This window comes from Leifsonia sp. NPDC077715, assembly GCF_040686855.1.
Lineage (GTDB): Bacteria > Actinomycetota > Actinomycetes > Actinomycetales > Microbacteriaceae > Leifsonia.
This window is the reverse complement of record NZ_JBFBOG010000001.1, coordinates 228,944-252,220: the sequence shown is the minus strand read 5'-3', so window position 1 is coordinate 252,220 and position 23,277 is coordinate 228,944. Positions and strand designations below refer to the sequence as shown.

Below are 23,277 nucleotides of genomic sequence, written 5' to 3'. Positions count from 1 at the left end.
TGCACGAACCCGCTGTGCCGGAACGCGTCGGCACGGCGTCCCGTTCCGCCGGGCAGCGCGACGCTGGTCGCCTGAGCCCGCCCGGGCTCACTCGCCGATGCGGTCGACGCGGACGGTCGTGATGCCGTCCAGTCCGGCGAGCCGGGCCACGAGCCGCTGCGTCTCCGCGGCGCCGGCGCGCACGCGCACGTGCACTTCGAGCACGCCCGTCTCCGGTCCCGGCGTCCGCTGCACGTCGTCGACGACGGTATGCGCCTTCGACGCTGCGCACGCATCGAGCACGCGGGTGAGGACGTCGCCGGCATCCGCCGCCTGCACCGTGAGGACGCTGCCCGCGGCCCGGCGCAGGAGACGTTCCGCCGCCGGAAGCGTGCTGACCGCGACGAGGAGGAGCAGCGTCCCGGCGATCGCGAGCACCGGCAACCCGGCGGCGCACGCCATCCCGACCGCCGCGGTGACCCAGATGGACGCGGCGGTCGTCAGCCCGACCACATTGCCGCGGTTGACGAAGATGACGCCCGCGCCGACGAAGCCGATGCCGGTCACCACCTGCGCCGCGATCCGCGACGGGTCCGTCGGCGGCAGCCCGAGCGCGGTGAAGCCGTACGCCGACACGAGGGTGAACAGCGCCGATCCCACCCCCACCAGGATGTGCGTGCGCAGTCCCGCGCTCTTCAGCCGGATCTCCCGCTCGACGCCGATGACGGCGCTGAGCACGAAGGCGAGCACCAGCAGCAGCAGCTGCGTCAGCAGTTCGGCCCCGCCCAGCCCGAGCGTCATGGCCGGAGTCTAGGAGGGTGCGCTGGGGCGTGGGAATGCGGGGTTCGGTCAGGCCGTGGCCTCCGCCGCCGCCGGACCGCGCCGCGGCCGCACGAACGCCAACAGTGCGAGGTGCACGATCGCCAGCCCAGTCGCGACCGCCACCGCCGTCAGCCAGCTGGACCCGGTCGTCCCTCCGCTGAACAGCAGGCCGAGCACGGTCGTCGCCACGATCGCTCCCACGTAGCGGGAGGTCTGGAAGATACCCGCCGCGACGCCGCTGTCCTCGGGCCGCGCCGCCGAATACAGCGCCTGGTTCATCGACAGGCTGACCACGCAGTAGGGGATGCCGAGGGCGGCGGTCAGCAGCAGCACCACCCACGGCGCGGTGGTGGCGGCGGCGACGGCGAGCAGCGCGGCGCCGACGACCAGTGCACACGCGCCGGCCAACAGGGTCGGGCGCAGCCCCACAGAGCCGATCGACCGGGCGGCCAGCGGGGTGACGACGATGGTGACGGCCGCCAGCGGGAACATCAGCAGGCCGGCGACGCCCGCGGTGTAGCCGCCGTGGGTCTGCAGGTACTGCGGCAGCCCGAAGAACGCCGAGTAGTAGACGACGTTGAAGATGGCGAACGACAGGTAGATCATCAGCAGCCGCCGATTCGCGGCGAGCAGGCGCAGATCGAGGAAGGGGTGCGCTGTGCGCAGCTCCCGCCACGCGAACAGGCCGCCCGCGATCACGGTCACGGGCAGCAGCCACCACAACGGCACCGGGTGGAGGTCGAGCAGGAAGACGAGCAGCGACGTCAGCGTCGCGATGAACAGCAGGATCCCCGGGATGTCCGACTCGGCGAGGGTGCGGCTGAGCGGCACGCGCTCGCGCTCCGCATCCCTCGGTGCGAAGAGCCACACGCCGACGAAGGTGAGCACGGCGAGCGGGACGTTGATCCAGAAGATCGCCTGCCAGCCGAGGAAGGTCACCAGCGCGCCGCCGAGCACCGGCCCGATCGCAGCCCCCGAGGTGTTGGCGATCTGGATGCGGCCCAGCAGGCGGGGGGTCGCCACTCCGGAGCTCGCGGACAGCGGCCGCAGCATGGCGATCGCCGACGGGAACGCTGTCGCGGTGCCGATCGCCAGCGCGACCCGGCCGAGACAGACCGCGAGGAACGACCCCGAGAACGGGGTGAGGGCGCAGGCGAGCGCGACCACGACCATCCCGAACAGGAACAGCCGACGCGGTCCGAACCGGTCGGCGAGCCGGCCCATCAGCGGCTGTCCGGCCGCCGAGGCCAGGTAGAAGGACGTGATGACCCACGTGACGGTGGTCACATCCACATGGAAGTCGCGCTGAAGCGACACCAGGGCGACCGCGATCATCGACGAGTTGAGCGGGTTGAGCAGCGTCCCGAGGCTCAGTGCTGTGACCGCCGCACCGGTCCGTGGGCGCGCGGGATCGGTGGAGGGGGTCACCCCCTCCACGCTACTCGTCGAGATCTTCTGTGGTGACCGGGATGGTGGAGCGGTAGGGGTAGGCCGGCATGGAGGAGTACTCCTCCTCGTCCGCCAGTTCGTAGACGTCGTAGACGAGGGCGCCGGCGAACGTGGTCGCGACGCGGATCTCCCCGGGCGGGCAACCGCCGATGAGGGGCACGACCACGACGCTGTCGAGGGTCCGGCCGTCCTCGTAGAGGAGGGCCGCTTTGATGGTTCGCGTGAGAGCGTCCATGACCGGACTTTACGGCTGCTCGGGCGTACGTCTATTGACGGCGCGCGGCTGTTTCGGGAAAGTGTTGTCAGCGGAAGGAGAGCAGTGGGAACCCTGATCTACGACGGTGCGGACGGGTTCACGTTCGACGATCGCGTGCTCGCCCACCTGCAGGCGGTCGTGCAGGCGAAGCTGCGCCGCCGCGAAGGCTTCCTGCTGATCTGGACCGACCGGACGGCGGACCCCGTCGGTGTGCTGCGCTCCATCTGGATCGACCCGTCCATCTCGATCCAGTTCGTCTTCATCCGGCCCGATCTGCCGGAGCTGAACCGCGAATGGATCTCCCTCCTCAGCGAACGCGCCAACTCCAACTCCGGCCTGTGGCTCGAGGACGAGCTGCGGGCGGAGATCCGCGAGGAGGTGCCCGAGGGCACTTACCGCGCCAGCAAGTCGAAGTCGGGGAAGCCGCACGAGGGGGCATGAGATGGGCCGCCTGATCTATGGCTACGCCGCTCAGGAGTACGAATTCGACGACCGCACGCTGTCCCACGTCAAGATCGCGCTGGTCACCAAGCTGAGACGACACGAGAGCTTCCTGCTGAACTGGCAGATCCCGCACGACCTCGGCGGAGGCCGGATCAGCATCTGGATCAGCCACGAGATCCCGCTCGCGTTCGTGTTCTCGGAAACCGTGCCCCCCAAGCTCAACGAGCGGTGGATGGAGGCGCTGATGCAGTCGAGTCAGCGCACCGGCGGCATGGTGATCGTGTCGGAGGCCGAAGCCGAGGCGCGGCAGGCGCGGCCGACGACCTAGGGCCTAGGGGATCAGCGCGAGCTTGCCGCCCGGGTGGCCCTCCTTCAGGAACGCCAGGGCCTCCGGCGCCTCCGCCAGCGGGTAGGTGCGCGCGACCGGGACCTGCAGGCGTCCGCTGCCGGCCAGCTCCAGCAGCCGCGGACGTGCGGCGTCACGGAACGCCTGGCTCTCCGGCTGAGCGCCGAAGACTGCGTGGATGCCCTCCCGTTCGGCGCGCTGCGCATCCACGATGGTGACGATGCGGGTGCGGTCGGGGACCAGCTGGAGCGAGACGTCGATCGCCTCGGAGGTCCCGACGGTGTCGAGCGCCGCAGCGACCGGACCTTGCGCCGCCTCGGTGACGCGCTCGGCCAGGCCGGGGCCGTAGGCGACCGGCAGCCCGCCGAAGCGCCGGACGCGGGCGAAGCTCGACTCGCTCGCCGTGCCGATGACCCGCGCGCCGAGCTCGGCGGCCTGCTGCAGGATGCTCACCCCGACCGCCCCGGAGGCGCCGTGCACGAGGATGGTCTCGCTCGCCCGGACGTCGGTGACGTGGAGCATCTGGGCCGCAGTCGTGCCGACCAGCAGCAGGTTGGCGGCCTCCTCGTCCGCGAGGCGCGGCGGCTTGGCGAAGACGTCCTTCGCCGGCACTGTGACCTCGGTGGCGTACCCGCCCTGGATGCGGAAGGCGACCACAGCGTCCCCGACCGTGCCGCCTCCGGACGCGATCTCGGTGTCCGGTCCGATCGCCGCGATCGTGCCGGCGGCCTCATAGCCAATCGGTACGGGCAGCGTGAGGCCCGGACGCGGCGCCGACACGTGCTTGTAGTCGGCCGGGTTGACGCCGGCAGCGGTCACCCGGATGGTGACCTCGCCCTGCTTCGGTGCGGGGGTATCGACCTCCGCGAACTCCCACGTCTCCGGTGCGCCGAACTGTGTCGCTCTCCATTGCTTCGCCATGGTCGGCAGTCAAGTCCTGTTGGCTGAGTGCGGGCTTACGACGCCGAGACCGCGTCCGTCGCCCGGCCGCTGTGTCGGGCGCGGCGGGGGCGCGAGGGTGCGAGCCGGAGCATCTGGGCGGTCGAGCTGTCGTCGAGCTCGACGAGGTCGCTGCGCGACTTGATGAAGTCGCTGAAGGAGCGAAAGCCGAGCGCCTTCTCGCTGAAAGACGGGTCCATCCGCTTCATCTGGCCCTTCACCGCCGAGCTGTGCAGCCACGGGGAGTCGTCCTTCTCGTGGCCGAGCTGGAGGGCGCGGGCGAGGAGGCGCGTGGCGACGACCTGCGGGTCCTCCTGCGGCTCGTCGGCGGCGGCGTCCTCCTCCTCGGTGGCAGCGGCGCGACGGCGGCCGCCGCGCTTGCGGCCGCGGTCGGGCTCGGCCTCGGGCTCGGCGACGGTCTCGGCGGGCTCGGCCGACTCACCGCCGCCGTCGCCTGTTGCGGTCTCCGCAGGGACAGCGTCCGCCGCGGGATCGGAGGCCGCGCTTCGGGATCCCTTGCGGCGCGAGGATGCGGCGGGCGCGGGTGCGGCCGCCTGCTCCGCCTCTGGCTCGTCCGCCTCCGGCTCGTCGGTCGCGGTCGCATCCGCGGCCTCGTCGCGCGCGATGCCCGGCAGATCGTCGTAGCTCACGAACTCGTCGCAGGCGGCGGCGAGCGACTTCGCGGTGGAGCCGGCGACGCCGATCCCGATCACGTAGCGGTTCAGGCGCTTCACCCGCTGCGCGAGAGGGACGTAGTCCGAGTCGCCCGCCACGATGACGACGTGGGTCAGTTCGGGAAGTCGGAACAGATCCTCGACCGCGTCGACCGCGAGCCGGATGTCGGCGCCGTTCTTCGCGTAGGCGGCGGCGGGGAAGAGCTGCACGAGGTCGACCGCCCGGCCGACCAGCTGGCCCCGGTACTCGGCGTTGACCGCCGACGACCAGTCGGCGTACGCACGGGTGAGCACGAGCGTCCCGAAGGACGATGCGAAGTCGATGACGGCGCCGAGGTCGACGCGCGCCTCCGCCAGCTTCTCCGCGAACGACGCCTTCGGCTGGGTCGTGCTCGACTTGGGCCGGTCGCGCATGTAGCTGCCCCGGCCGTGCACCTGGTCGTACCGCGAGATGATGATGTTGTCGAAGTCGATGTAGACCGCGACGCGGCCATCCCCAGGTTCAGTCACCCCTCCAACTTAGCCGCCTCGACATCTCCGCCCCACCGTCGAGTACGCAAAGAGTGCATGCTTGTACGGCGTGTCGCGTGCACTCTTTGCGGACTCGACGACGGGCGGTGCGGGGCGAGGCGGGTCAGCGCGCGTAGCCGTCGGCGACGGTGAGCGCCTGGTCGATGGCGGCGAGGCCACGACGCAGGTCGTCCTCGGAGATCACCAGCGGCGGGGCGATGTGCACGCGGTTGAAGTGCGTGAACGGCCACACCCCGGCCGCCTTGCACGCGGCGGCGACCTCGGCCATCGGCGCAGCGTCCGCACCGGCCGCGTTGAACGGCACCAGCGGCTCGTGCGTCTCGCGGTCGCGCACCAGCTCCAGGGCCCAGAACAGGCCGCGGCCGCGCACCTCGCCGAGCGACGGGTGCTTCTCCAGCCAGGAGGTGATCTCCGGCTCCACGACCCGCGAGCCGAGGTCGCGCACGCGCTCCAGGATGCCGTCGCGCTCGAACACCTCGAAGGTCGCGACCCCGGCGGCGCACGCGAGCGGGTGACCGGAGTAGGTCAGGCCGCCCTGGAACGCCACGTCGTCGAAGAACGACGCGATCGCGTCCGAGATGACGACGCCGCCGAGCGGCACGTACCCCGAGTTGACGCCCTTCGCGAAGGTGATGAGGTCAGGAACGACGTCGAACGCGTCCACCGCGAACCACTCGCCGACCCGGCCGAAGCCGACCATGACCTCGTCGGCGATGTAGACGATCCCGTACTTGTCGCACAGCTCGCGCACACCGGCGAGGTAGCCGGGCGGCGGGACCAGCACGCCGTTCGTGCCGACGATCGTCTCGATGATGATCGCCGCGACGGTCGTCGCGCCCTCCAGCACGATGACGTTCTCCAGGTGCTCCAGCGCGCGCTGCGTCTCCTCCTCCGGCGTCGTCGAGTGGAACGCCGACCGGTAGGGATACGGGCCGAAGAAGTGGGCGACGGATCCGTCGCTCGGCTCGTTCGCCCAGCGGCGCGGGTCGCCCGTGAGCGAGATCGCGGTCGCGGTGCCGCCGTGATAGGAGCGGTACATCGAGAGCACCTTGCGGCGACCCGTCGTCCGGCGGGCGAGACGGACCGCGTACTCGTTGGCGTCGGCGCCGCCGTTGGTGAAGAACACCTTGTTCAGCGTTCCGGGCGCGACCTCGGCGATCCGGCGGGCGAGCTCGCCGCGCACGTCGTTCGCCATCGACGGCTGCACGGTCGCGAGGCGACCCGCCTGCTGCTGGATGGCCGCGACGAGGTCCGGATGCTGGTGCCCGAGGTTCAGGTTGACCAGCTGGGAGCTGAAGTCGAGGTACGCGTTGCCCTCGTAGTCCCAGAAGGTCGATCCCTCACCCGCGGCGATCGGCAGCGGGTCGATCTTCGCCTGCGCGCTCCACGAGTGGAACACGTGCCCGCGGTCGTCTTTGCGCACCTGCTGCTCGGCCGCGGCGTCGCCGAAGGGATGCTCGATCCCGTGCCGGTCGGTGTAGCCGGTGCGGGTGGCGGCGGTGGTGGAGATGGTGTCGGTCATGTGCCTTCGTCGCCTTCGATCAGGAGTTGCCGGGGAACGCGAGCTCGATGCGCGAGTGCACCGGGTCGGGCCAGCGCGTGGTGACGACCTTGCTGCGCGTGTAGAAGTGGAACGACTCCGGCCCGTAGATGTGCGAGTCGCCGAACAGCGAGTTCTTCCAGCCTCCGAACGAGTATGCGCCGACCGGGACGGGGATGGGCACGTTGATGCCGACCATGCCCACCTCCACCTCGAACTCGAAGCGGCGCGCCGCGCCGCCGTCGCGGGTGAACAGGGCGACGCCGTTGCCGTACGGGTTGGCGTTGATCAGCTCCACAGCCTCCTCGTAGGTGTCGACGCGGACCACGCTCAGCACCGGGCCGAAGATCTCGTCGTCGTACGCCTTCATCCCGGGCTTCACGTGGTCGAGCAGGCTGACGCCGACGAAGAAGCCGTCGCCGTCGAAGTCGCGCTGCGTGCCGTCGGCGACGACCGTCGCGCCCTCGGCCGCGGCGCCGGTGACGTAGGAGGCGACCTTGTCGCGGTGCTCGCCCGTGATCAGCGGCCCCATCTCGCTGGCGGCGTCGGTCCCAGCGCCGATCTTCAGCGCGTCCAGACGGGAGTGGATGGCCGGCACCAGCCGGTCGCCCACCTCGCCGACCGCGACGACCACGCTGACCGCCATGCAGCGCTCGCCCGCGGAGCCGTACGCGGCCGAGACCGCGGCGTCGGCCGCGGCGTCGATGTCCGCGTCCTCCAGCACGACCATGTGGTTCTTGGCACCGCCGAGGGCCTGCACGCGCTTGCCGTTGGCGCTTGCGCGCTGGTAGATCGAGCGGGCGATCGGTGTGGAGCCGACGAAGCTCACCGCGGCGACGTCGGGGGAGTCGAGGATCGCATCCACCGCCTCCTTGTCGCCGTGCACGACGTTGAGCACTCCGTCGGGGAGCCCCGCCTCGCGGAACAGCTTGGCCAGGTAGACCGAGGCGCTGGGGTCCTTCTCGCTGGGCTTGAGGACCACGGTGTTGCCGCACGCGATCGCGCTCGCGACCATCCACAGCGGCACCATGACCGGGAAGTTGAACGGCGTGATGCAGCCGACGACACCGACGGGCTGCTTGACGCTGTGCACGTCGATGCCGGTCGAGACCTGCTCGCTGTACTCGCCCTTGAGCTTGTCGATGAGGCCGGAGGCGAACTCCACGTTCTCCAGCCCGCGGCCGATCTCGCCGGCGGCGTCGGAGAGCACCTTTCCGTGCTCGCTGGTCACGATCGCGGCGAGCTCGTCGCGGCGCTCGGTGAGGAGGTGGCGGAGACGGAACATCACGTCCGCGCGCTTGGTCAGGCTGGTGGCGCGCCAGGCCGGGAACGCGGCCTTCGCCGCGGCGATCGCGGCCTCGGTCTGGGCGGTGTCGGCCAGCGCGACGTCGTGCTGGCGCTCGCCGGTGGCCGGGTTGTACACGGGACCGGTGCGGTCGGGGCGGCTGCCGTCGGCGGGGGCGTCGGCGCCTGCGATGAAGTGTCGGATCAGGGCCACGGGGGTCCTCCAGGTGGATCGTCCCGGACGTTCTGCCCGGGGATGACAGTAGGCTTTCATCCCAATGATCACAGAGCGGAGGCGTGGACAGCGATGCCAGATCGTCGGGACCCGCAGGCGGGCCGCACAGTTCGTCCGGAAGCGGCCGTGGCGGTGACGCCTGCGCACTCGGCCGTGCTGCCGACGGTGCGCGAGGTGCTGCGGATGGAGCCGGTGGCACGCGCGCTGCCGGAGGTGCTGACCGGGCGCGAGCGGCTGGACGCGCCGGTCCGCTGGGTGCACGTCGCCGAGACGGCCGAGGCCGCGCGGCTGGGGTCGGGCGGCGAGCTGCTGCTCGCGACGGGAGTCGGCTGGCCGTCGGACGAAGCGGCGCTGCGGCGGCTCGGCCGCGTGCTGATCGAGGCGGATGTGGCGGGAGTCGTGCTGGAGCTCGGACCGCCGATGCCGGTCGCGCCCGCGGCACTGGTGGACGAGTTCCGAACCGCCGGGCTGCCGTTCGCCGTGCTGCACCGGGAGGCGCGGTTCGTCGCCATCACGGAGGCCGTGCACTCGCGGATCATCGCCGAGCAGATGGGTGCGTTGCGGGCGCGGGACGACATCCATGCGCTGTTCACCGACCTCAGCCTGCGCGGCAGTCCCGCCGACTTCATCGTGGAGCAGGCGGCCCGAGTGCTCGGGTCGCCGGTCGTGCTGGAGGACACCGGCCACCGCGTGGTCGCGGCCGCCGGGCTCGACGCGGGCGACCGGGCGGGGGAGGAGGCGGAGCTCGCCGACTGGGAGCAGCGGTCGCGCGCCGCGCACCGGGACGCGGTCGCGGGCGGGGAGCAGCGGTCGCGGGGCGTGAACCGGGACGCGCCGGCGGGCGGCAGCCGGACATCGCCGTCGGAGGCTGCCCGTCCCCTCGCCGGCGGTGGCGCCGGGGGCGGATGGACGATCGTGCCGGTCGAGGCGCGCGGCATGCGGTGGGGACACCTGGTCGCGCTGCCGGGCGAGCCGCATCCCGCCGGGCGGTCGAACGTGCTGGAGCAGGCGGCGGTCGCGCTCGCGCTGAGCCGGCTGTCCGACCGCGACGACGACGAGTGGACGCGGCGGGGCCACGACGCGCTCCTCACGGCCCTCCTCGGGCGGCGGTTCGCGGGCGAGGGCGGCGTGACGGCGCGGTTCGAGGCGGCGGGTTTCCCGTTGTCCGGGCGGACCGTCGCCGGTGTCGCGCTGCGGCTTCGGTCGGGGACGCTGCCGGTGTCGGCGGCGCCGCGGGTCGTGGAGGCGGCGCGTGCGGCGGGCGCGGATGCGGTCGCGGGACGGCATCCGGAGCAGGCGGGCGTGCTGGTGGTCGCGGTGTCGGCACGACCCGGGCGCGCGCTGACGGACGCCCTGTTCGCCTCGCTGGCGGATGCCGCGGGGTCGGCGCGGCTCGACGACCCGGCGGCCGTCGTCGCGGTCGGGTCGGAGGCGCGCGGGATCACCGGGCTGCTGTCGTCGCTGGAGGAGGCGGTCGAGCTGGCCGCCGGCGCCGCCGCGAGGCCGGACGCGCGGCTGGGGCGCGGCGTCGTCATCCAGCGCGTCCAGCACCGGCCGCTGCTCCGGCTGGTCAACGCGCTCGGCAACGACCCGCGGATGCTGGAGCACACCGAGCACCTGCTGCGCCCGCTCATCGAGTACGACCTCGCGACCGGCGGCGACCTCGTGGAGGTGCTGCGGGCCTACCTCAGCCACCCCGGCAACCGGACGCGCGCCGCGGCGGCGAGCCACCTGTCCCGGTCGGTGTTCTACCAGCGCATCGCCCTCATCGAGGAACTGCTCGGTATGGACCTCGACGACGGCGAGACCGTCGCGGCCCTCCACGCCGCCGTCCTCGCCCGCCGCCCCACCCCACCCGCCTAGCCGCGCTCTGGTCGACGCGACACGCCGTGCCGCAGGCACGCATCGCGGCGTATCGCGTCAACCAGCCACCCAGGCGCTGCGACACCCCCGCCGCGCCTACTGGTCCCAACACGCCGTTATGGCGGGTCCCATAACGGCGTGTTGGGACCAGTAAGTGGATGGGCGGCCGTCGCATCCGTGGGTCGCAACACGCCGCTATCGCGCCCGCGTGACGGCGTGTTGCGTCCCCTGGATGCGCCCGGTGGGCCCAACACGCCGTTACGGCCGGTCCCATAACGGCGTGTTGGGACCAGTAGGTGCGGCGGCGGCGGCGGGCGGGTCAGGAGTCGAAGCCGAGTCCGACGGCGTCGAGGGTGCGGAGGAAGGCGTTGCGGTGGCCGGCGCGGTGGTCGGCCGCCTCGAGGGACCAGCGGGTCAGGTTGATGCCGAGGGAGGCGGCGGGCTCCGGCGGGAAGGGGAGGGGACGCGTCCGCACCATCTCGAGCGCGGTGCGCTCGGTCGTTCGCCCGGCCAGCAGGTCCAGCATCACCTGCGCGCCGAAGTGCGTGGCCGCGACACCGAGGCCGGTGTACCCGGCCGCGTACGCGACCGTGCCCTGTCGGGCCGAGCCGAAGAACGCGCAGAAGCGGCTGCACGTGTCGATCGCGCCGGCCCAGCGGTGGGTGAAGGTCAGCCCCTCGAGTTGCGGGAACGTCGTGAAGAAGTGGCTCGCCAGCCGCTGGAACGTCGCCGGGCGGTCCTCGTACTCCGACCGCACCCGTCCGCCGTAGTGGTACACCGCGTCGTAGCCGCCGAACAGGATGCGGTTGTCGGCGGTCAGCCGGTAGTAGTGGAACTGGTTGGCCGAGTCGCCGATCCCGTAGCGTCCCTCCCAGCCGATCGACGCCAGCTGGGACGCGCTCAGCGGCTCGGTCATCAGCACGTAGTCGTACACGGGGACGGTCGCGAGCCGGTTCCGCCGCAGCAGGCTGGGGAAGACATTGGTCGCGAGCGCCGTGCGCTTCGACCGCAGGGTGCCGGCGGGCGTCTCGAGCACAGTGCCGTCGCCGATGCTCGCGACGGGGCTGTGCTCGAAGATCTCGACGCCCGCGTCCACACAGGCGCGCGCCAGCGCCCGGGCGAGCTTGGCGGGGTGGACCAGCGCCGAGTCGCGATGGCGCAGCAGCCCCGCCTCGTACGTCGGCGAGTGCACGAGGGCCTGCACGGCGTCCCGATCGAGGAAGTCCGCCTCCGGCCCCGCCGCCGAGCCCAGATCTTCGACCTGGTACTCCTCGGTCGCCACATCGAGGGCGCCGTTGCGCTCGAACTCGGCGTCCAGCCCGAGCTCGGCCACCGTGGCCTCGATCTCGTCGAGGTTCCTCATCCCGAGCCGCTGCAGCTCGTCGAACTCGCCGGGCCAGCGGGTGCGGCCGTTCTCGTCGCCGTGCGTCAGGCTCGCCTCGCAGAAGCCGCCGTTGCGGCCGGACGCGGCCCAGCCGATGCGCCGCCCCTCGAGCACGACGACGCGGGCGTCCGGGTCCTCGCGCTTCGCGAGCAGCGCCGTCCACAGCCCGGTGTAGCCGCCGCCGACGACCGCGAGGTCGCAGCCCAGGTCGCCGCGGAGGCGCGGGTAGTGGTCGCCGGGGGCTTCCTCGGTCCAGAACACCGCCTGGCGGCTCGGCGCGAGCGCGTGCCGCACCACCGCCTCCCCGGCTGGGTGGCGCTCGAACACGGTGCTGGTCCGGGAGGGGCTCACGCCGTCATTCTGCCGGAACTGCGCGGCGCCGTTCGTCGCAAGATCGCCGCCCTCCCGGCCAAACCGTCCGGACGGAGGAGCGGCCTCGCAGCGAATCCGCGCGATGCGGAGGGCGGACGAGGAAGTAGTCTTGGCCGCGCACGATGAAGGGAGGCGCGCGTGAGCAACGGAGCGGGACGCGTGACCATCGCGGGACTGGCCGAGCGGCTGGGCCTGTCGAAGGCCTCCGTGTCGTACGCCCTCAACGGCCTCCCCGGTGTCAGCGACGAGACACGCGAACGGGTGCTGGCCCTGGCCGAGCAGCTGGGATGGCATCCGTCGTCGTCCGCGCGCGCCCTGTCCCGGGCCCGGTCGGACACGATCGGGATCGTGCTGCGCCGCGACCCGGCCCTGCTCGGCGCCGAGCCGTACTACATGAGCCTGCTCGCCGGTGTGGAGTCGGAGCTGGCGGAGACCGGGCAGTCGCTGCTGCTGCGCATGGTCGGCGCCGACGCCGGGCAGGAGGTCGCCGCCTACCGCCGCTGGAGCGCCGAGGCGCGGGTGGACGGGGTCATGCTCTTCGACCTGACCTTCGACGACCCGCGCCCGGCGCTGCTCGACGACCTCGGGCTGGCGTTCGTGCTGCACGGCAACCGCGAGGCGATCGCGCCGGGAAAGGTGCTGCTGTACGACGCGCGGTCGGATGCGACCCTCCTGGTCGACCACCTGGCGTCGCTCGGCCACCGGCGGGCGCTGCACATCGCCGGTCCCGCCGAGTTCGAGCACGAGTCGGATCGCCGCGACGCGGTCGGACGACGTGGCGGGGAGCGCGGGGTGGCGTTCTCGTTCGCCGCGTCGGACTACACGATGGAGGCGGGGGACCGGCTCGCCGCCGAGGCGCTGAGCGACGACCCGTCGATCACGGCGGTGCTGACCTCGAACGACCTGCTCGCCCTCGGGGCCCAGGCTGCGCTCCTCCGCGCCGGGCGCGACGACGTCGCGATCGTCAGCTGGGACGACTCCCTGCTCTGCCGGCTCGGGACGCGGCCCATCACCGCGCTCAACCGGTACCCGGAGGAGCAGGGACGCCGCTCCACGCGCCTCCTGCTCGACCAGCTCAGCGGCACGCCGACGTTCGACCGCCGCGCGCATCCCAGCAGGCTGGTCCCGCGCGCCACCAGCCTCCGCGCCGCCGAGCCCGCCACGCGCTGACCCCGCCGATCACGACCGAGTCCGAAGCGTTACCGACACGCGGTGGAACGGCGGACGGATCGGTATACCCTCGGACGAGGTGAAGTCCTGCTTGACAGATGAACCGGTTAAGTTAGGCTTCCCCTGGCGCCCTGCGGCACGCTTCTCGCATCGGCCGCAGCGCCCCCATCAAGAGACGAAGGAGTCACAATGAGGAAACGCGCCATCGTCGCGGCCGCCGTCGCCGCTGCGGTCTCGCTCGTGGTCGCGGGCTGCAGCAGCTCGGGATCCGGCGGTTCGGCCAGCGGGTCGACCATCACCTACTGGGCCAGCAACCAGGGGACCAGCCTCGACAACGACAAGCAGGTGCTGACGCCTGTGCTCGACGAGTTCACCAAGCAGACCGGCGTCAAGGTGAAGCTCGAGGTCATCGGCTGGAACGACCTGCAGACGCGCATCCAGACCGCCGTCACCTCGGGTCAGGGCCCGGACGTGCTCAACATCGGCAACACGTGGGCCGCCTCGCTGCAGGCGACCGGTGCCTTCCTCCCGTACGACGACGCCAACATGAAGGCGATCGGCGGCAGTGACAAGTTCGTCCCGACCGCCCTCAAGACCGGTGGCGCCGAGGGCAAGCCCGTCACCAGCGTCCCGCTGTACGGCCTCGCCTATGGCCTCTACTACAACAAGAAGATGTTCAGCGACGCCGGCATCCAGCCGCCGACCAATTGGGAGGAGCTGGTCAGCGACGCCAAGAAGCTGACGAACGGCACCACCTACGGCTTCTCGCTCGCCGCCGGCAGCTACACCGAGAACGTCCACTTCGCCTTCATCAACGCGTCGCAGAACGGCGGCGAGTGGTTCGACAGCAAGGGCAACCCGACGTTCACCAGCACGGCGAACGTCCAGGGCATCAAGCGCTACCTCGACCTGATGCAGACCGACAAGGTCGTCAACACCTCGAACGCCCAGTACGACAACGGTGTGCAGGCGGTCAACGACTTCGCCACCGGCAAGGTCGGGATGATCCTCAGCCAAAACAACGCCGACGCCTCCATCGTGTCCAACGGGATGAAGAGCGACCAGTACGGCGTCGTGCCGTTCCCGGCTCCTGAGGGCGCCAAGCAGATCGCGACCTTCCCGGCCGGCATCAACCTGTCGATCTTCAAGAACACGAAGAACAAGGATGCGGCGCTCAAGTTCGTCAAGTACATGACGAGCGAGGACACCCAGAGCAAGCTCGCGAAGCCGTACGCGACCCTCCCGGTGCTCGACGGCGTCAAGCCGACCTTCACGGACAACGCCGATGAGGCCGCGACCTTCCAGAAGATCTACAACGACATGTCCAAGCCGCTGCCGCTGGTGCCGGCCGAGGACCAGTTCGAGAACACCGTCGGCAAGGCGATGAACGACATGTTCGCCAAGATCGCAACCGGCAGCACGGTCTCCGAGTCCGACATCAAGTCGGCCATGCAGAACGCGCAGGACCAGGTCAAGCAGTCCCTGGGCGGCTGATCCGCCGATACATCGCTCGCCGGGCGGGGCGCTCCCCGCGTTCCCGCCCGGCGGTCAGCCACACCTGTAAGGAGACCCATGTCGACGACGACAGACGTCCGCGGCCCCGCCGTCACGGTTCCCGCTGCGGCCGCACCGCCCAAGCCGAAGCGCCGCCGCCCCAAGGGATGGTGGCTGCCGTTCATCCTGCTCGCCCCGGCGATCATCTTCGAACTGCTGATCCACGTGGTCCCGATGCTCACCGGCATCTGGATCAGCTTCCTCCAGCTCACCAAGTTCTACATCGCCAACTGGGGCGAGGCGCCCTTCGTCGGCCTCAAGAACTACGCGGTCGCGCTCGACTTCTCCGGGTCGGTCGGCCAGGGCCTGCTCAAGTCGTTCTTCGTGACCGTGGGCTTCACCATCCTCGTCGTCGGCCTCTCCTGGGTGCTCGGGATGGCCGCGGCCGTCGCCCTGCAGGAGCGGTTCCGGGGGCGGGCGTTCTTCCGCACCCTGTTCCTCGTGCCCTACGCCCTGCCGCTCTACGCCGGCATCATCACCTGGAAGTTCATGTTCCAGAAGGACACCGGCGCGATCAACCACTTCCTGTTCGACAACCTCGGACTCCCCGGCGACAAGCCGTTCTGGCTGATCGGCGGCAACGCCTTCTGGTCGATCGTCATCGTCGCGATCTGGCGGCTCTGGCCGTTCGCGTTCCTGATGCTGATGGCGGGGCTGCAGTCGGTGCCCTCGGAGGTCTACGAGGCCTCCGCGGTGGACGGCGCCAAGCCGTTCCGCCAGTGGCGTTCGATCACGCTGCCGATGCTCCGGCCCGTGAACGCGGTGCTGCTGTTGGTCATGTTCCTGTGGACGTTCAACGACTTCAACACGCCGTACGTCCTGTTCGGGAGCACAGCCCAACCCGCGGCGGGCGATCTGATCTCCTTCCACATCTACAACGCGTCGTTCCTGACCTGGAACTTCGGCTCGGGAGCGGCGATGAGCGTCCTCCTGCTGCTGTTCCTGCTGATCGTGACCGGCGCCTACCTGCTCGTCGTCAACCGGAGGAACCGCAATGCGTGAGACCCGCTCTTCCCACGTCTTCCGCTGGGTGACCATCGCCGTCCTGACGGTGTTCACAGTGGTGCCGCTGTACGTGATGATCACGTCGTCGGTGAAGCCGCTGTCGGAGGTCCAGGCCGCCTTCACGTGGTGGCCGCAGACGATCACGTTCCAGCCGTTCATCGACATGTGGTCGACGGTGCCGCTGGCATCGTACTTCGTCAACAGCCTCATCGTCTCGAGCGCCGCGACCCTCATCTCGCTGGTGATCGCCGTATTCGCCGCCTACGCGGTGTCGCGCTACCGGTTCAAGGGCCGCAACGTCTTCACGACGACCGTGCTCTCGACCCAGATGTTCCCGGGCGTGCTGTTCCTGCTCCCGCTGTTCCTCATCTTCGTGAACATCAACCAGGCCACCGGCATCCAGCTGGTCGGCACCCGCTGGGGCCTCATCATCACGTACTTCACGTTCGTGCTGCCGTTCTCCATCTGGATGCTCGCCGGCTACTTCGACAACATCCCGCACGAGCTCGACGAGGCGGCGAAGGTGGACGGGTCGGGCCCGATGGGCGCGCTCTGGCACGTGGTCATCCCGGCCGCGCGTCCCGGTCTCATCGCCGTCGCGATCTACTCGTTCATGACCAGTTGGGGCGAGGTCCTGTTCGCCTCCGTGATGACGACGGACGAGAACAGGACGCTCGCGGTCGGCCTGCAGCTCTACTCGACGCAGACGAACGTGTACTGGAACCAGATCATGGCGGCGTCGCTGGTGGTGTCCATCCCGATCGTGGTCGCGTTCCTGCTGCTGCAGCGCAACTTCGTGGCAGGGCTGACGGCCGGCGCGGTCAAGTGAGCTCGGATCGTCCGTCGCCGGTCCTCCGGGTCGGCGACGCGCCCGCGGTGTGGCTGGGGGCGAACTTCTGGTCGCGCACCGGCGGTCCGCTGATGTGGACGCGGTACGACCCGGAGGTGGTCCGCCAGGAGCTGCGCGTACTCGCCGAGCACGGCCTGAACATGACGCGCTCGTTCTTCTATTGGCCCGACTTCCACCCGACCCCGGACTCGCTCGACGAGCAGTGCGTGGCCAACTTCGCCGACTTCCTCGATGCCCACAGCGAGGTCGGGATGACGACGGTGCCGACGTTCCTCGTCGGTCACATGTCGGGCGAGAACTGGGATCCGGTGTGGCGGGAGGGCCGCGACCTGTACCGCGACATCTGGTTCGTCGGCCGCCAGGCCTGGTACGTGCGGGAGCTGACGGCGCGGTTCGCGTCGCATCCCGCCGTCGCCGGCTGGCTGCTGACCAACGAGGTGCCGATCTACGGCGGCGAGGCGCCGCGTCCCATCGTTGACGCGTGGGCGTCGCTGCTGGTGGATGCGGTGCGCGCGGGCGGCGGAACGCAGCCGGTCGCGGTCGGCGACGGCGCGTGGGGCATCGAGACGACCGGGCACGACAACGGATTCTCGGTTCGCGACCTGGCGGAGTTCACCGACTTCATCGGACCGCACGTCTACCGGATGGAGACCGACCAGATCCGGCAGCACCTGAAGGCCGCGTTCATCGCCGAGCTGGCGGCGACCCACGGGCTGCCGGTGATCATGGAGGAGTTCGGGCTCACCAGCGACTTCGTGTCGGAGGCGGGCGCCGCCTCCTACTATCGGCAGCTGCTGTACTCGACGCTGCTCGCCGGGGCGACCGGATGGATCGCGTGGAACAACACGGACTACGACGATCTGGCCGACCAGCGTCCGTACTCGCACCATCCGTTCGAGATGCACTTCGGCATCACCGACCGGCACGGCGACCCCAAGCCGCCGCTGCGCGAGCTGGCGGCCTTCGCGGCCGATCTGGCGGCGATCGACCTGCCGCAGGTACGACGGGCGGCGGTGGACGCGGCGCTCGTCGTGCCATCGCACCTCGCGGAGGACTACCCGTTCACCAACGAGGACGAGCGGGCGCACATCGTGGCGACCGGGGAGCAGGCGTACGTCGCGGCGCATGAGGCGCACATCCCGGTCGCGGTGGTCCGCGAGAAGGCGGACGGCGGGCTCCCCGCGGGGTACGGGCTGTACCTCCTGCCGTCGGTCAAGCAGCTGTGCGCGACCTCGTGGGAGCAGCTGATCGGGCTCGCCCGCGAGGGCGCGACGGTCTACGCGTCGTATTCGCACGGGTCGAGCGGCGTCCAGCGCGGGCCGTGGTGGGCGCACACCGAGGAGCTGTTCGGGGTGCGCATGGACTCGGCGTACGGGCTCGCGGAGCCGGTCACCGACGACACGGTGGTGCTGCGGTTCACGGAGCCGTTCGGGTCGATCGAGGCGGGGGAGACGCTGTCGTTCGCGGCGGCGGGCAACCGGAACGGTCGCACCTACCTGCCCATCCGCGCGACCTCGGGGCAGGTGATCGCGGTGGATGCGCACGGGCGCCCGGTGATCGTGGTGCAGGACCACGGCGCGGGACGCGCGGTGCTGTGCGCGTATCCGCTCGAATACTTCGCCGCGGAGCAGGGCCGGGTGAATCCCGAGCAGACCTGGCGGCTGTACGACGCGCTCGCCGCGGTCGCGGATGTGGAGCGCGACGTGCGCATGGACGACCCGCGCGTGTTCACGGACACCCTCGTACACGACGACGGCCGCCGCTTCGTGGTCTTCGTCTCCCAGCACGAGACCGAGGTCGCCGTCGCGCCCTCCCTCCCCGCCGACGCCGAGCTCCGCACCCTCGATGGCGAGCCGTCCCCGACCGTCCCGCTCGCCCCCTACGGCGTCGCCCTCCGCCTCCTCACCCTCGACTGACTCTCGCGCGCATCCGCCCCCCATCGAGTCCGCACAGAGTGCACGCGACACGCCGATGGAGCGTGCACTCTGTGCGGACTCGATGGAGGGGAGCTCCGGGCTAGGCGAGGGGGGCGTGGCGGTCGAGGAAGGCGTAGACCTCGGTGGAGTCGACGCCGGGGAAGGTGCCGGTGGGCAGCGCGGCGAGCAGGGACGTGGGTGTCCGCGCGGCGGGCCACGCCTGGCCCTCCCAGCGCTCGGCGAGGGTGCCCGGCGGGCGGCGGCAGCACGCCTCGTCGGGGCAGCGTGAGACCGCCCGGTTGGCCGTCTCGCGCCCGCGGAACCACTTCACGTGCGCGAAGGGCACGCCGACGCTGACCGAGTAGTCGCCCTCCTTCGCCTTCTCGACCCGGGACGTGCACCAGAACGTCCCGCTCGGCGTGTCCGTGTACTGGTAGTACGGGCTGAACCGGTCGGCGACGTCGAACACCGTGCGCGCCGTCCAGCTGCGGCAGACCGGCGTCCCCTCGACCGCGCCGAGCGCATCCGACGGGAACACCACCGCGTCGTTCTCGTACGCCTTGATGATCGTGCCCGACTCGTGCACCTTCATGAAGTGCACCGGGATGCCGAGGCGCGCGGTCGCGAGGTTGGTGAACCGGTGGGCCGCCGTCTCGTACGAGACCGCGAACGCGTCGCGCAGGTCCTCCATCGAGATGCGGCGGAAGTTCTTCGCCTCGCTGAGGAACGCGACCGCATCCTTCTCGGGCAGCAGCAGCGCCGCGGTGAGGTAGTTGGTCTCGACCCGCTGCCGCAGAAAATCGGCGTAGTTTCGCGGCTCATCGTGCCCGAGCAGGTGCGAGGCGAACGCCTGCAGGATGGGGGAGCGCGAGTCCCGCGACGCCGACTGCTCGGTCGGCAGGTAGATACGGCCGTTGCGCCGGTCGGTCACCGACCGGGTGGAGTGCGGCAGGTCGCCGACGTAGTGCAGCGAGTAGCCGAGATGGTCGGCCATGTCGGTCACCGTCTGGTGCGACACCGGGCCGCCCGTGTGCCCGACGGCCGCCAGCAGCTCGCCGGCGATCGCCTCGAGCTCGGGGAAGTGGTTGTCGCGTGCGCGCATCGTGGCACGCAGCTCGGCGTTCGCACGGCGCGCCTCCTCGGGCGTCGCCGCGCGCTCGCGGTGCAGCCGCTCCACCTCCTGGTGCAGGCCCAGGATGGCGCGCAAGGTCGCGTCCGGGACCGTCCGGCCGACCCGGGTCGGCTCGATCCCGAGCGCGGCGAACACGGGCCCGCGCTGCGCCCTCTCGACGGCGATCTCGAGAGCCGCGCGCTCATCCGGTGCCTCGGGCGCGAGCAGGTCGTCGACGCTCACGTCCAGCGCGGAGGCGATCGCGCGCAACAGGGCGAGCCGCGGCTCGCGGTTGCCGTTCTCGATCGTGGACACCTGCGACGGCGCCCGGTCCACGGCGGCCGCAAGCGCCTCCAGGGTCATCCCGCGCCGCTGCCGGAACGCACGGACGCGCCGCCCGAGGGTGAGTGCGTCGGCTTCGGGGCGGTCGTCCTGCACGTCGTCGATGACGGTCATGCTGGCCATGCTGACACCCGGGCGAAGTTCTGGCAAACAGAAGAACGGCCGGATTTCTGTGGGCGGCTCCGCTCGGCGCCGGTCCGACCGGGCGAAGGATCGACTCAACAGACACGACCGATGGAGGTCACGATGAGCACCGAACCCCGCCCCGGCGACACGATCCAGACGGCCGCCGAGCTCCAGCTCGAGTGGGATGCGGACCCGCGCTGGTCCGGCATCCGCCGCGACTATACCGCCGCCGACGTCGTCGCCCTGCGCGGCCCGGTCCGCGAGGAGCAGACGCTCGCCCGCCGCGGCGCGGAGCGGCTGTGGGAGCTGATTCAGCGCGACAGCACCCCGGACGACCCGCGCTGGGTCGCCGCCCTCGGCGCGCTGACCGGCAACCAGGCCGTCCAGCAGGTCCGCGCCGGGCTGGAGGCGATCTACCTGTCCGGCTGGCAGGTCGCCGCCGACGCCAACCTGGCCGGCCAGACCTATCCCGACCAGAGCCTGTACCCGGCGAACTCCGTCCCCGCCGTGGTCCGCCGCGTCAACAACGCGCTGCTGCGCGCCGGTCAGGTGGAGGGCGCTGACGGCCCGGTCGGAGACTGGATGGCACCCATCGTCGCCGACGCCGAGGCCGGCTTCGGCGGCCCTCTCAACGCCTACGAGCTGATGCACTCGATGATCCAGGCCGGCGCCGCGGGCGTCCACTGGGAGGACCAGCTCGCCAGCGAGAAGAAGTGCGGGCACATGGGCGGAAAGGTCCTCATCCCGACCGGCCAGCACATCCGCACCCTCAACGCGGCTCGCCTCGCCGCGGACGTCGCGGGCGTGCCGACCATCGTCATCGCCCGCACGGACGCGCTCGCCGCCACCCTGCTGACCAGCGATCACGACGAACGCGACCGCCCGTTCGTCACGGGGACGCGCACCGCAGAAGGCTTCTACGAGGTGCAGAACGGCATCGAGCCGGTCATCGCCCGCGGCCTCGCCTACGCGCCGTACGCCGACCTGCTGTGGGTGGAGTCCGCCGAGCCCGACCTGGAGCTCGCTCGCCGGTTCGCCGAAGCGGTGCACGCCGAGTTCCCCGGCAAGAAGCTCGCCTACAACTGCTCGCCGTCGTTCAACTGGCGATCCCACCTCGACGACGACACCATCGCCCGGTTCCAGCGCGAGCTCGCGGCGATGGGATACGCCTTCCAGTTCATCACCCTGGCCGGCTTCCACGCCCTCAACCACTCCATGTTCACGCTCGCCCGGGACTACTCCACCCGGCACATGAGCGCCTACGTCGACCTGCAGGAGGCGGAATTCGCCTCCGAGGCCGACGGCTACACCGCCACCCGTCACCAGCGGGAGGTCGGCACCGGCTACTTCGACCGGATCGCGACCGCGCTCAACCCCGACAGCGCGACGCTCGCCCTGGTCGGCTCCACCGAAGAGCACCAGTTCTGAACCGACCGAAGGAGACATCATCATGATCGAGATCACCGGCCCCCGCACCGACGGCGCCGACCGCATCCTCACCCCGGAGGCCATCGCCTTCATCGACCACCTCCACCAGACCTTCGCCGGACGCCGGCAGGAACTGCTGGCCGAACGGCAGCGGCGCCGCGCGGAGGCCGGCAACGGACGCGACCCGCGCTTCCTGAGCACCACGGCCGCCGTCCGCGAGGACGCCGACTGGCGCGTCGCCGGCGCGGGCCCCGGGCTCGAGGACCGCCGCGTCGAGATCACCGGCCCGACCGATCCCAAGATGGCGATCAACGCACTCAACTCGGGTGCCCGCGTCTGGCTCGCCGACCTCGAGGACGCGACCAGCCCGACCTGGGCCAACATCGTCGGCGGCCAGGCGACCCTGTTCGACGCCGCCCGCGGCGACCTCGCTTTCACCAGCCCCGAGGGCAAGGACTACCGGGTCACGACGCCGTTCGAGCACACGCCGACGATCGTCATGCGGCCGCGCGGCTGGCACCTGGTCGAGAAGCACCTCTCCTTCACCGACCGGGGCGGACGCACCGCGCCCGCCAGCGCGTCCCTCACCGACTTCGGCCTCTACTTCTGGCACAACGCGCAGGCGCTGGTCGATGCGGGACGCGGTCCGTACTTCTACCTGCCGAAGCTGGAGTCCCACCTCGAGGCGCGGCTGTGGAACGACATCTTCGTCTTCGCGCAGCAGCGGATCGGGATGCCGGTCGGGACGGTGCGCGCCACCGTGCTCATCGAGACCATCCCGGCCGCGTTCGAGATGGAGGAGATCCTGTTCGAGCTGCGCGATCACTGCGCCGGGCTCAACGCGGGCCGCTGGGACTACATCTTCTCGATGATCAAGACCTTCCAGGGGCGCGGCCGGCGGTTCGCCTTCGGCGACCGCGACCGCATCACGATGACGGTCCCGTTCATGCGCGCCTACACGGAACTGCTGGTCGCGACCTGCCACCGGCGCGGAGCGCACGCGATCGGAGGGATGAGCGCATTCATCCCGAACCGGCGCGACCCGGAGGCGACCGCGCGGGCTCTCGCGAAGGTCGCGGACGACAAGCGCCGTGAGGCCGGCGACGGCTTCGACGGGACCTGGGTCGCCCACCCCGACCTCATCCCGACGGCGCTCGCCGAGTTCGACGCGGTGCTGGGGGACCGGCCGAACCAGCTGTCGCGGCAGCGGGACGACGTCACGGTCACGGCCGCCGACCTGCTCGATGTCGGCTCCGCGGACGCGACCGTGACGGACGCGGGGGTGCGGTCGAACGTCTCCGTGGCGCTGCGCTACATCGAGGCGTGGCTGCGCGGCACGGGCGCCGTCGCCATCGACGGGCTCATGGAGGACGCCGCGACGGCGGAGATCTCGCGGTCGCTGCTGCGGCAGTGGATCGAGAACCGGGTCGTGACCGTCGAGGGGACGACCGTGGACGCGGACGCGGTCGCGCGGTTGATCGACGAGGAGCTGAGCGAACGGGACACCGACGGCTCGCGCTTCGCGGACGCCGCGGACGTGCTGCGCGAGGTGGTGCTGGCCGAGGACTTCCCGACCTTCCTCACGATTCCGGCCTACGCGCGGTACCTGGTGGATGCGGGCGATGCCGAGGAGGAGCGCCTGGCCCTCGCCGGGTAG

At 71.0% G+C, this 23,277-nt stretch carries 19 protein-coding genes; 10 read left to right on the top strand and 9 right to left on the bottom strand.

Annotated features, from left to right (window positions below; genetic code table 11):
• Positions 1–87 precede the first annotated feature (87 nt).
• From AB0P25_RS01190 to AB0P25_RS01180, 3 genes are read right to left on the bottom strand one after another with little or no spacing between them, the layout of a single operon-like run.
• The gene (locus AB0P25_RS01190) at positions 88–780 is read right to left on the bottom strand and encodes an MgtC/SapB family protein (RefSeq protein ID WP_363804913.1); all 693 of its coding nucleotides are present in this window, start codon (positions 778–780) and stop codon (positions 88–90) included.
• Positions 781–828: 48 nt separating this feature from the next.
• Entirely contained in the window at positions 829–2,229 is a 1,401-nt protein-coding gene (locus AB0P25_RS01185) for an MFS transporter (protein ID WP_363804911.1), read from the bottom strand.
• Positions 2,230–2,239: 10 nt separating this feature from the next.
• Positions 2,240–2,485, bottom strand: a complete 246-nt coding sequence (locus AB0P25_RS01180) for a hypothetical protein (RefSeq protein WP_064109446.1) — start codon at positions 2,483–2,485, stop codon at positions 2,240–2,242.
• Between the two features lie 84 nt (positions 2,486–2,569).
• On the opposite strand from AB0P25_RS01180, the gene AB0P25_RS01175 reads away from it, so the two are divergent.
• Complete coding sequence (locus AB0P25_RS01175) at positions 2,570–2,947, top strand: hypothetical protein (RefSeq protein ID WP_363804910.1); 378 nt, start codon at positions 2,570–2,572, stop codon at positions 2,945–2,947.
• Between the two features lies 1 nt (position 2,948).
• On the top strand, positions 2,949–3,278 hold the full coding sequence (locus tag AB0P25_RS01170) for a hypothetical protein (RefSeq protein WP_363804909.1): 330 nt from the start codon (positions 2,949–2,951) through the stop codon (positions 3,276–3,278).
• 3 nt (positions 3,279–3,281) lie between these two features.
• Here the strand turns inward: AB0P25_RS01170 and AB0P25_RS01165 are convergent, their stop codons facing one another.
• The 4 genes from AB0P25_RS01165 to AB0P25_RS01150 form a co-directional block, all read right to left on the bottom strand.
• Positions 3,282–4,217, bottom strand: a complete 936-nt coding sequence (locus AB0P25_RS01165; protein ID WP_363804908.1) for an NADP-dependent oxidoreductase — start codon at positions 4,215–4,217, stop codon at positions 3,282–3,284.
• A 35-nt stretch (positions 4,218–4,252) separates the two neighbouring features.
• The gene (locus AB0P25_RS01160; RefSeq protein ID WP_363804906.1) at positions 4,253–5,419 is read right to left on the bottom strand and encodes an NYN domain-containing protein; all 1,167 of its coding nucleotides are present in this window, start codon (positions 5,417–5,419) and stop codon (positions 4,253–4,255) included.
• 124 nt (positions 5,420–5,543) lie between these two features.
• Positions 5,544–6,962 carry an aspartate aminotransferase family protein gene (locus AB0P25_RS01155; RefSeq protein WP_363804905.1) on the bottom strand — a complete coding sequence of 473 codons (1,419 nt, stop codon included), beginning with the start codon at positions 6,960–6,962 and terminating at the stop codon, positions 5,544–5,546.
• A gap of 19 nt (positions 6,963–6,981) precedes the next feature.
• Positions 6,982–8,478, bottom strand: a complete 1,497-nt coding sequence (locus tag AB0P25_RS01150) for a CoA-acylating methylmalonate-semialdehyde dehydrogenase (protein ID WP_363804904.1) — start codon at positions 8,476–8,478, stop codon at positions 6,982–6,984.
• 93 nt (positions 8,479–8,571) lie between these two features.
• Here AB0P25_RS01150 and AB0P25_RS01145 point away from each other — a divergent pair, with 93 nt between their 5' ends.
• Positions 8,572–10,362 carry a PucR family transcriptional regulator gene (locus tag AB0P25_RS01145; protein WP_363804903.1) on the top strand — a complete coding sequence of 597 codons (1,791 nt, stop codon included), beginning with the start codon at positions 8,572–8,574 and terminating at the stop codon, positions 10,360–10,362.
• A 319-nt stretch (positions 10,363–10,681) separates the two neighbouring features.
• On the opposite strand, the gene AB0P25_RS01140 is transcribed toward AB0P25_RS01145, so the two are convergent.
• On the bottom strand, positions 10,682–12,097 hold the full coding sequence (locus AB0P25_RS01140; protein ID WP_363804901.1) for an FAD-dependent oxidoreductase: 1,416 nt from the start codon (positions 12,095–12,097) through the stop codon (positions 10,682–10,684).
• Positions 12,098–12,256: 159 nt separating this feature from the next.
• Here AB0P25_RS01140 and AB0P25_RS01135 point away from each other — a divergent pair, with 159 nt between their 5' ends.
• The 5 genes from AB0P25_RS01135 (at position 12,257) to AB0P25_RS01115 (ending at position 18,613) form a co-directional block, all read left to right on the top strand.
• Positions 12,257–13,288, top strand: a complete 1,032-nt coding sequence (locus tag AB0P25_RS01135) for a LacI family DNA-binding transcriptional regulator (protein WP_363804900.1) — start codon at positions 12,257–12,259, stop codon at positions 13,286–13,288.
• Positions 13,289–13,477: 189 nt separating this feature from the next.
• On the top strand, positions 13,478–14,782 hold the full coding sequence (locus AB0P25_RS01130) for a sugar ABC transporter substrate-binding protein (protein WP_363804899.1): 1,305 nt from the start codon (positions 13,478–13,480) through the stop codon (positions 14,780–14,782).
• A 78-nt stretch (positions 14,783–14,860) separates the two neighbouring features.
• Positions 14,861–15,844 (top strand): sugar ABC transporter permease, encoded by a 984-nt coding sequence (locus AB0P25_RS01125; RefSeq protein ID WP_363804898.1) that lies wholly within the window; start codon positions 14,861–14,863, stop codon positions 15,842–15,844.
• A complete protein-coding gene (locus AB0P25_RS01120) occupies positions 15,837–16,676 on the top strand; it encodes a carbohydrate ABC transporter permease (protein WP_064109437.1) in 840 nt (279 codons plus the stop codon). The genes AB0P25_RS01125 and AB0P25_RS01120 overlap by 8 nt, the downstream gene beginning before the upstream one ends.
• Positions 16,673–18,613, top strand: coding sequence for a cellulase family glycosylhydrolase (locus AB0P25_RS01115; RefSeq protein ID WP_363804897.1), 1,941 nt, complete (start codon positions 16,673–16,675; stop codon positions 18,611–18,613). The genes AB0P25_RS01120 and AB0P25_RS01115 overlap by 4 nt, the downstream gene beginning before the upstream one ends.
• Before the next feature lie 100 nt (positions 18,614–18,713).
• Here AB0P25_RS01115 and AB0P25_RS01110 read toward each other — a convergent pair whose 3' ends face one another.
• A complete protein-coding gene (locus tag AB0P25_RS01110) occupies positions 18,714–20,189 on the bottom strand; it encodes a helix-turn-helix domain-containing protein (RefSeq protein ID WP_363804895.1) in 1,476 nt (491 codons plus the stop codon).
• 111 nt (positions 20,190–20,300) lie between these two features.
• Here AB0P25_RS01110 and aceA point away from each other — a divergent pair, with 111 nt between their 5' ends.
• Together aceA and aceB are read left to right on the top strand one after the other, a co-directional pair.
• Positions 20,301–21,620 (top strand): isocitrate lyase, encoded by a 1,320-nt coding sequence (gene aceA, locus AB0P25_RS01105; RefSeq protein WP_363804894.1) that lies wholly within the window; start codon positions 20,301–20,303, stop codon positions 21,618–21,620.
• Between the two features lie 22 nt (positions 21,621–21,642).
• Positions 21,643–23,277 carry a malate synthase A gene (gene aceB, locus AB0P25_RS01100; RefSeq protein WP_363804893.1) on the top strand — a complete coding sequence of 545 codons (1,635 nt, stop codon included), beginning with the start codon at positions 21,643–21,645 and terminating at the stop codon, positions 23,275–23,277.

Bases quoted from the DNA above. Each gene is read 5' to 3' on its own strand.
- AB0P25_RS01125 (WP_363804898.1), top strand. From the start codon at position 14,861: ATGTCGACGACGACAGACGTCCGCGGCCCCGCCGTCACGGTTCCCGCT.
- AB0P25_RS01130 (WP_363804899.1), top strand. From the start codon at position 13,478: ATGAGGAAACGCGCCATCGTCGCGGCCGCCGTCGCCGCTGCGGTCTCG.
- AB0P25_RS01110 (WP_363804895.1), bottom strand. From the start codon at position 20,189: ATGGCCAGCATGACCGTCATCGACGACGTGCAGGACGACCGCCCCGAA.
- AB0P25_RS01190 (WP_363804913.1), bottom strand. From the start codon at position 780: ATGACGCTCGGGCTGGGCGGGGCCGAACTGCTGACGCAGCTGCTGCTG.
- AB0P25_RS01145 (WP_363804903.1), top strand. From the start codon at position 8,572: ATGCCAGATCGTCGGGACCCGCAGGCGGGCCGCACAGTTCGTCCGGAA.
- aceB (WP_363804893.1), top strand. From the start codon at position 21,643: ATGATCGAGATCACCGGCCCCCGCACCGACGGCGCCGACCGCATCCTC.
- AB0P25_RS01170 (WP_363804909.1), top strand. From the start codon at position 2,949: ATGGGCCGCCTGATCTATGGCTACGCCGCTCAGGAGTACGAATTCGAC.
- AB0P25_RS01155 (WP_363804905.1), bottom strand. From the start codon at position 6,962: ATGACCGACACCATCTCCACCACCGCCGCCACCCGCACCGGCTACACC.
- AB0P25_RS01180 (WP_064109446.1), bottom strand. From the start codon at position 2,485: ATGGACGCTCTCACGCGAACCATCAAAGCGGCCCTCCTCTACGAGGAC.
- aceA (WP_363804894.1), top strand. From the start codon at position 20,301: ATGGAGGTCACGATGAGCACCGAACCCCGCCCCGGCGACACGATCCAG.
- AB0P25_RS01120 (WP_064109437.1), top strand. From the start codon at position 15,837: ATGCGTGAGACCCGCTCTTCCCACGTCTTCCGCTGGGTGACCATCGCC.
- AB0P25_RS01165 (WP_363804908.1), bottom strand. From the start codon at position 4,217: ATGGCGAAGCAATGGAGAGCGACACAGTTCGGCGCACCGGAGACGTGG.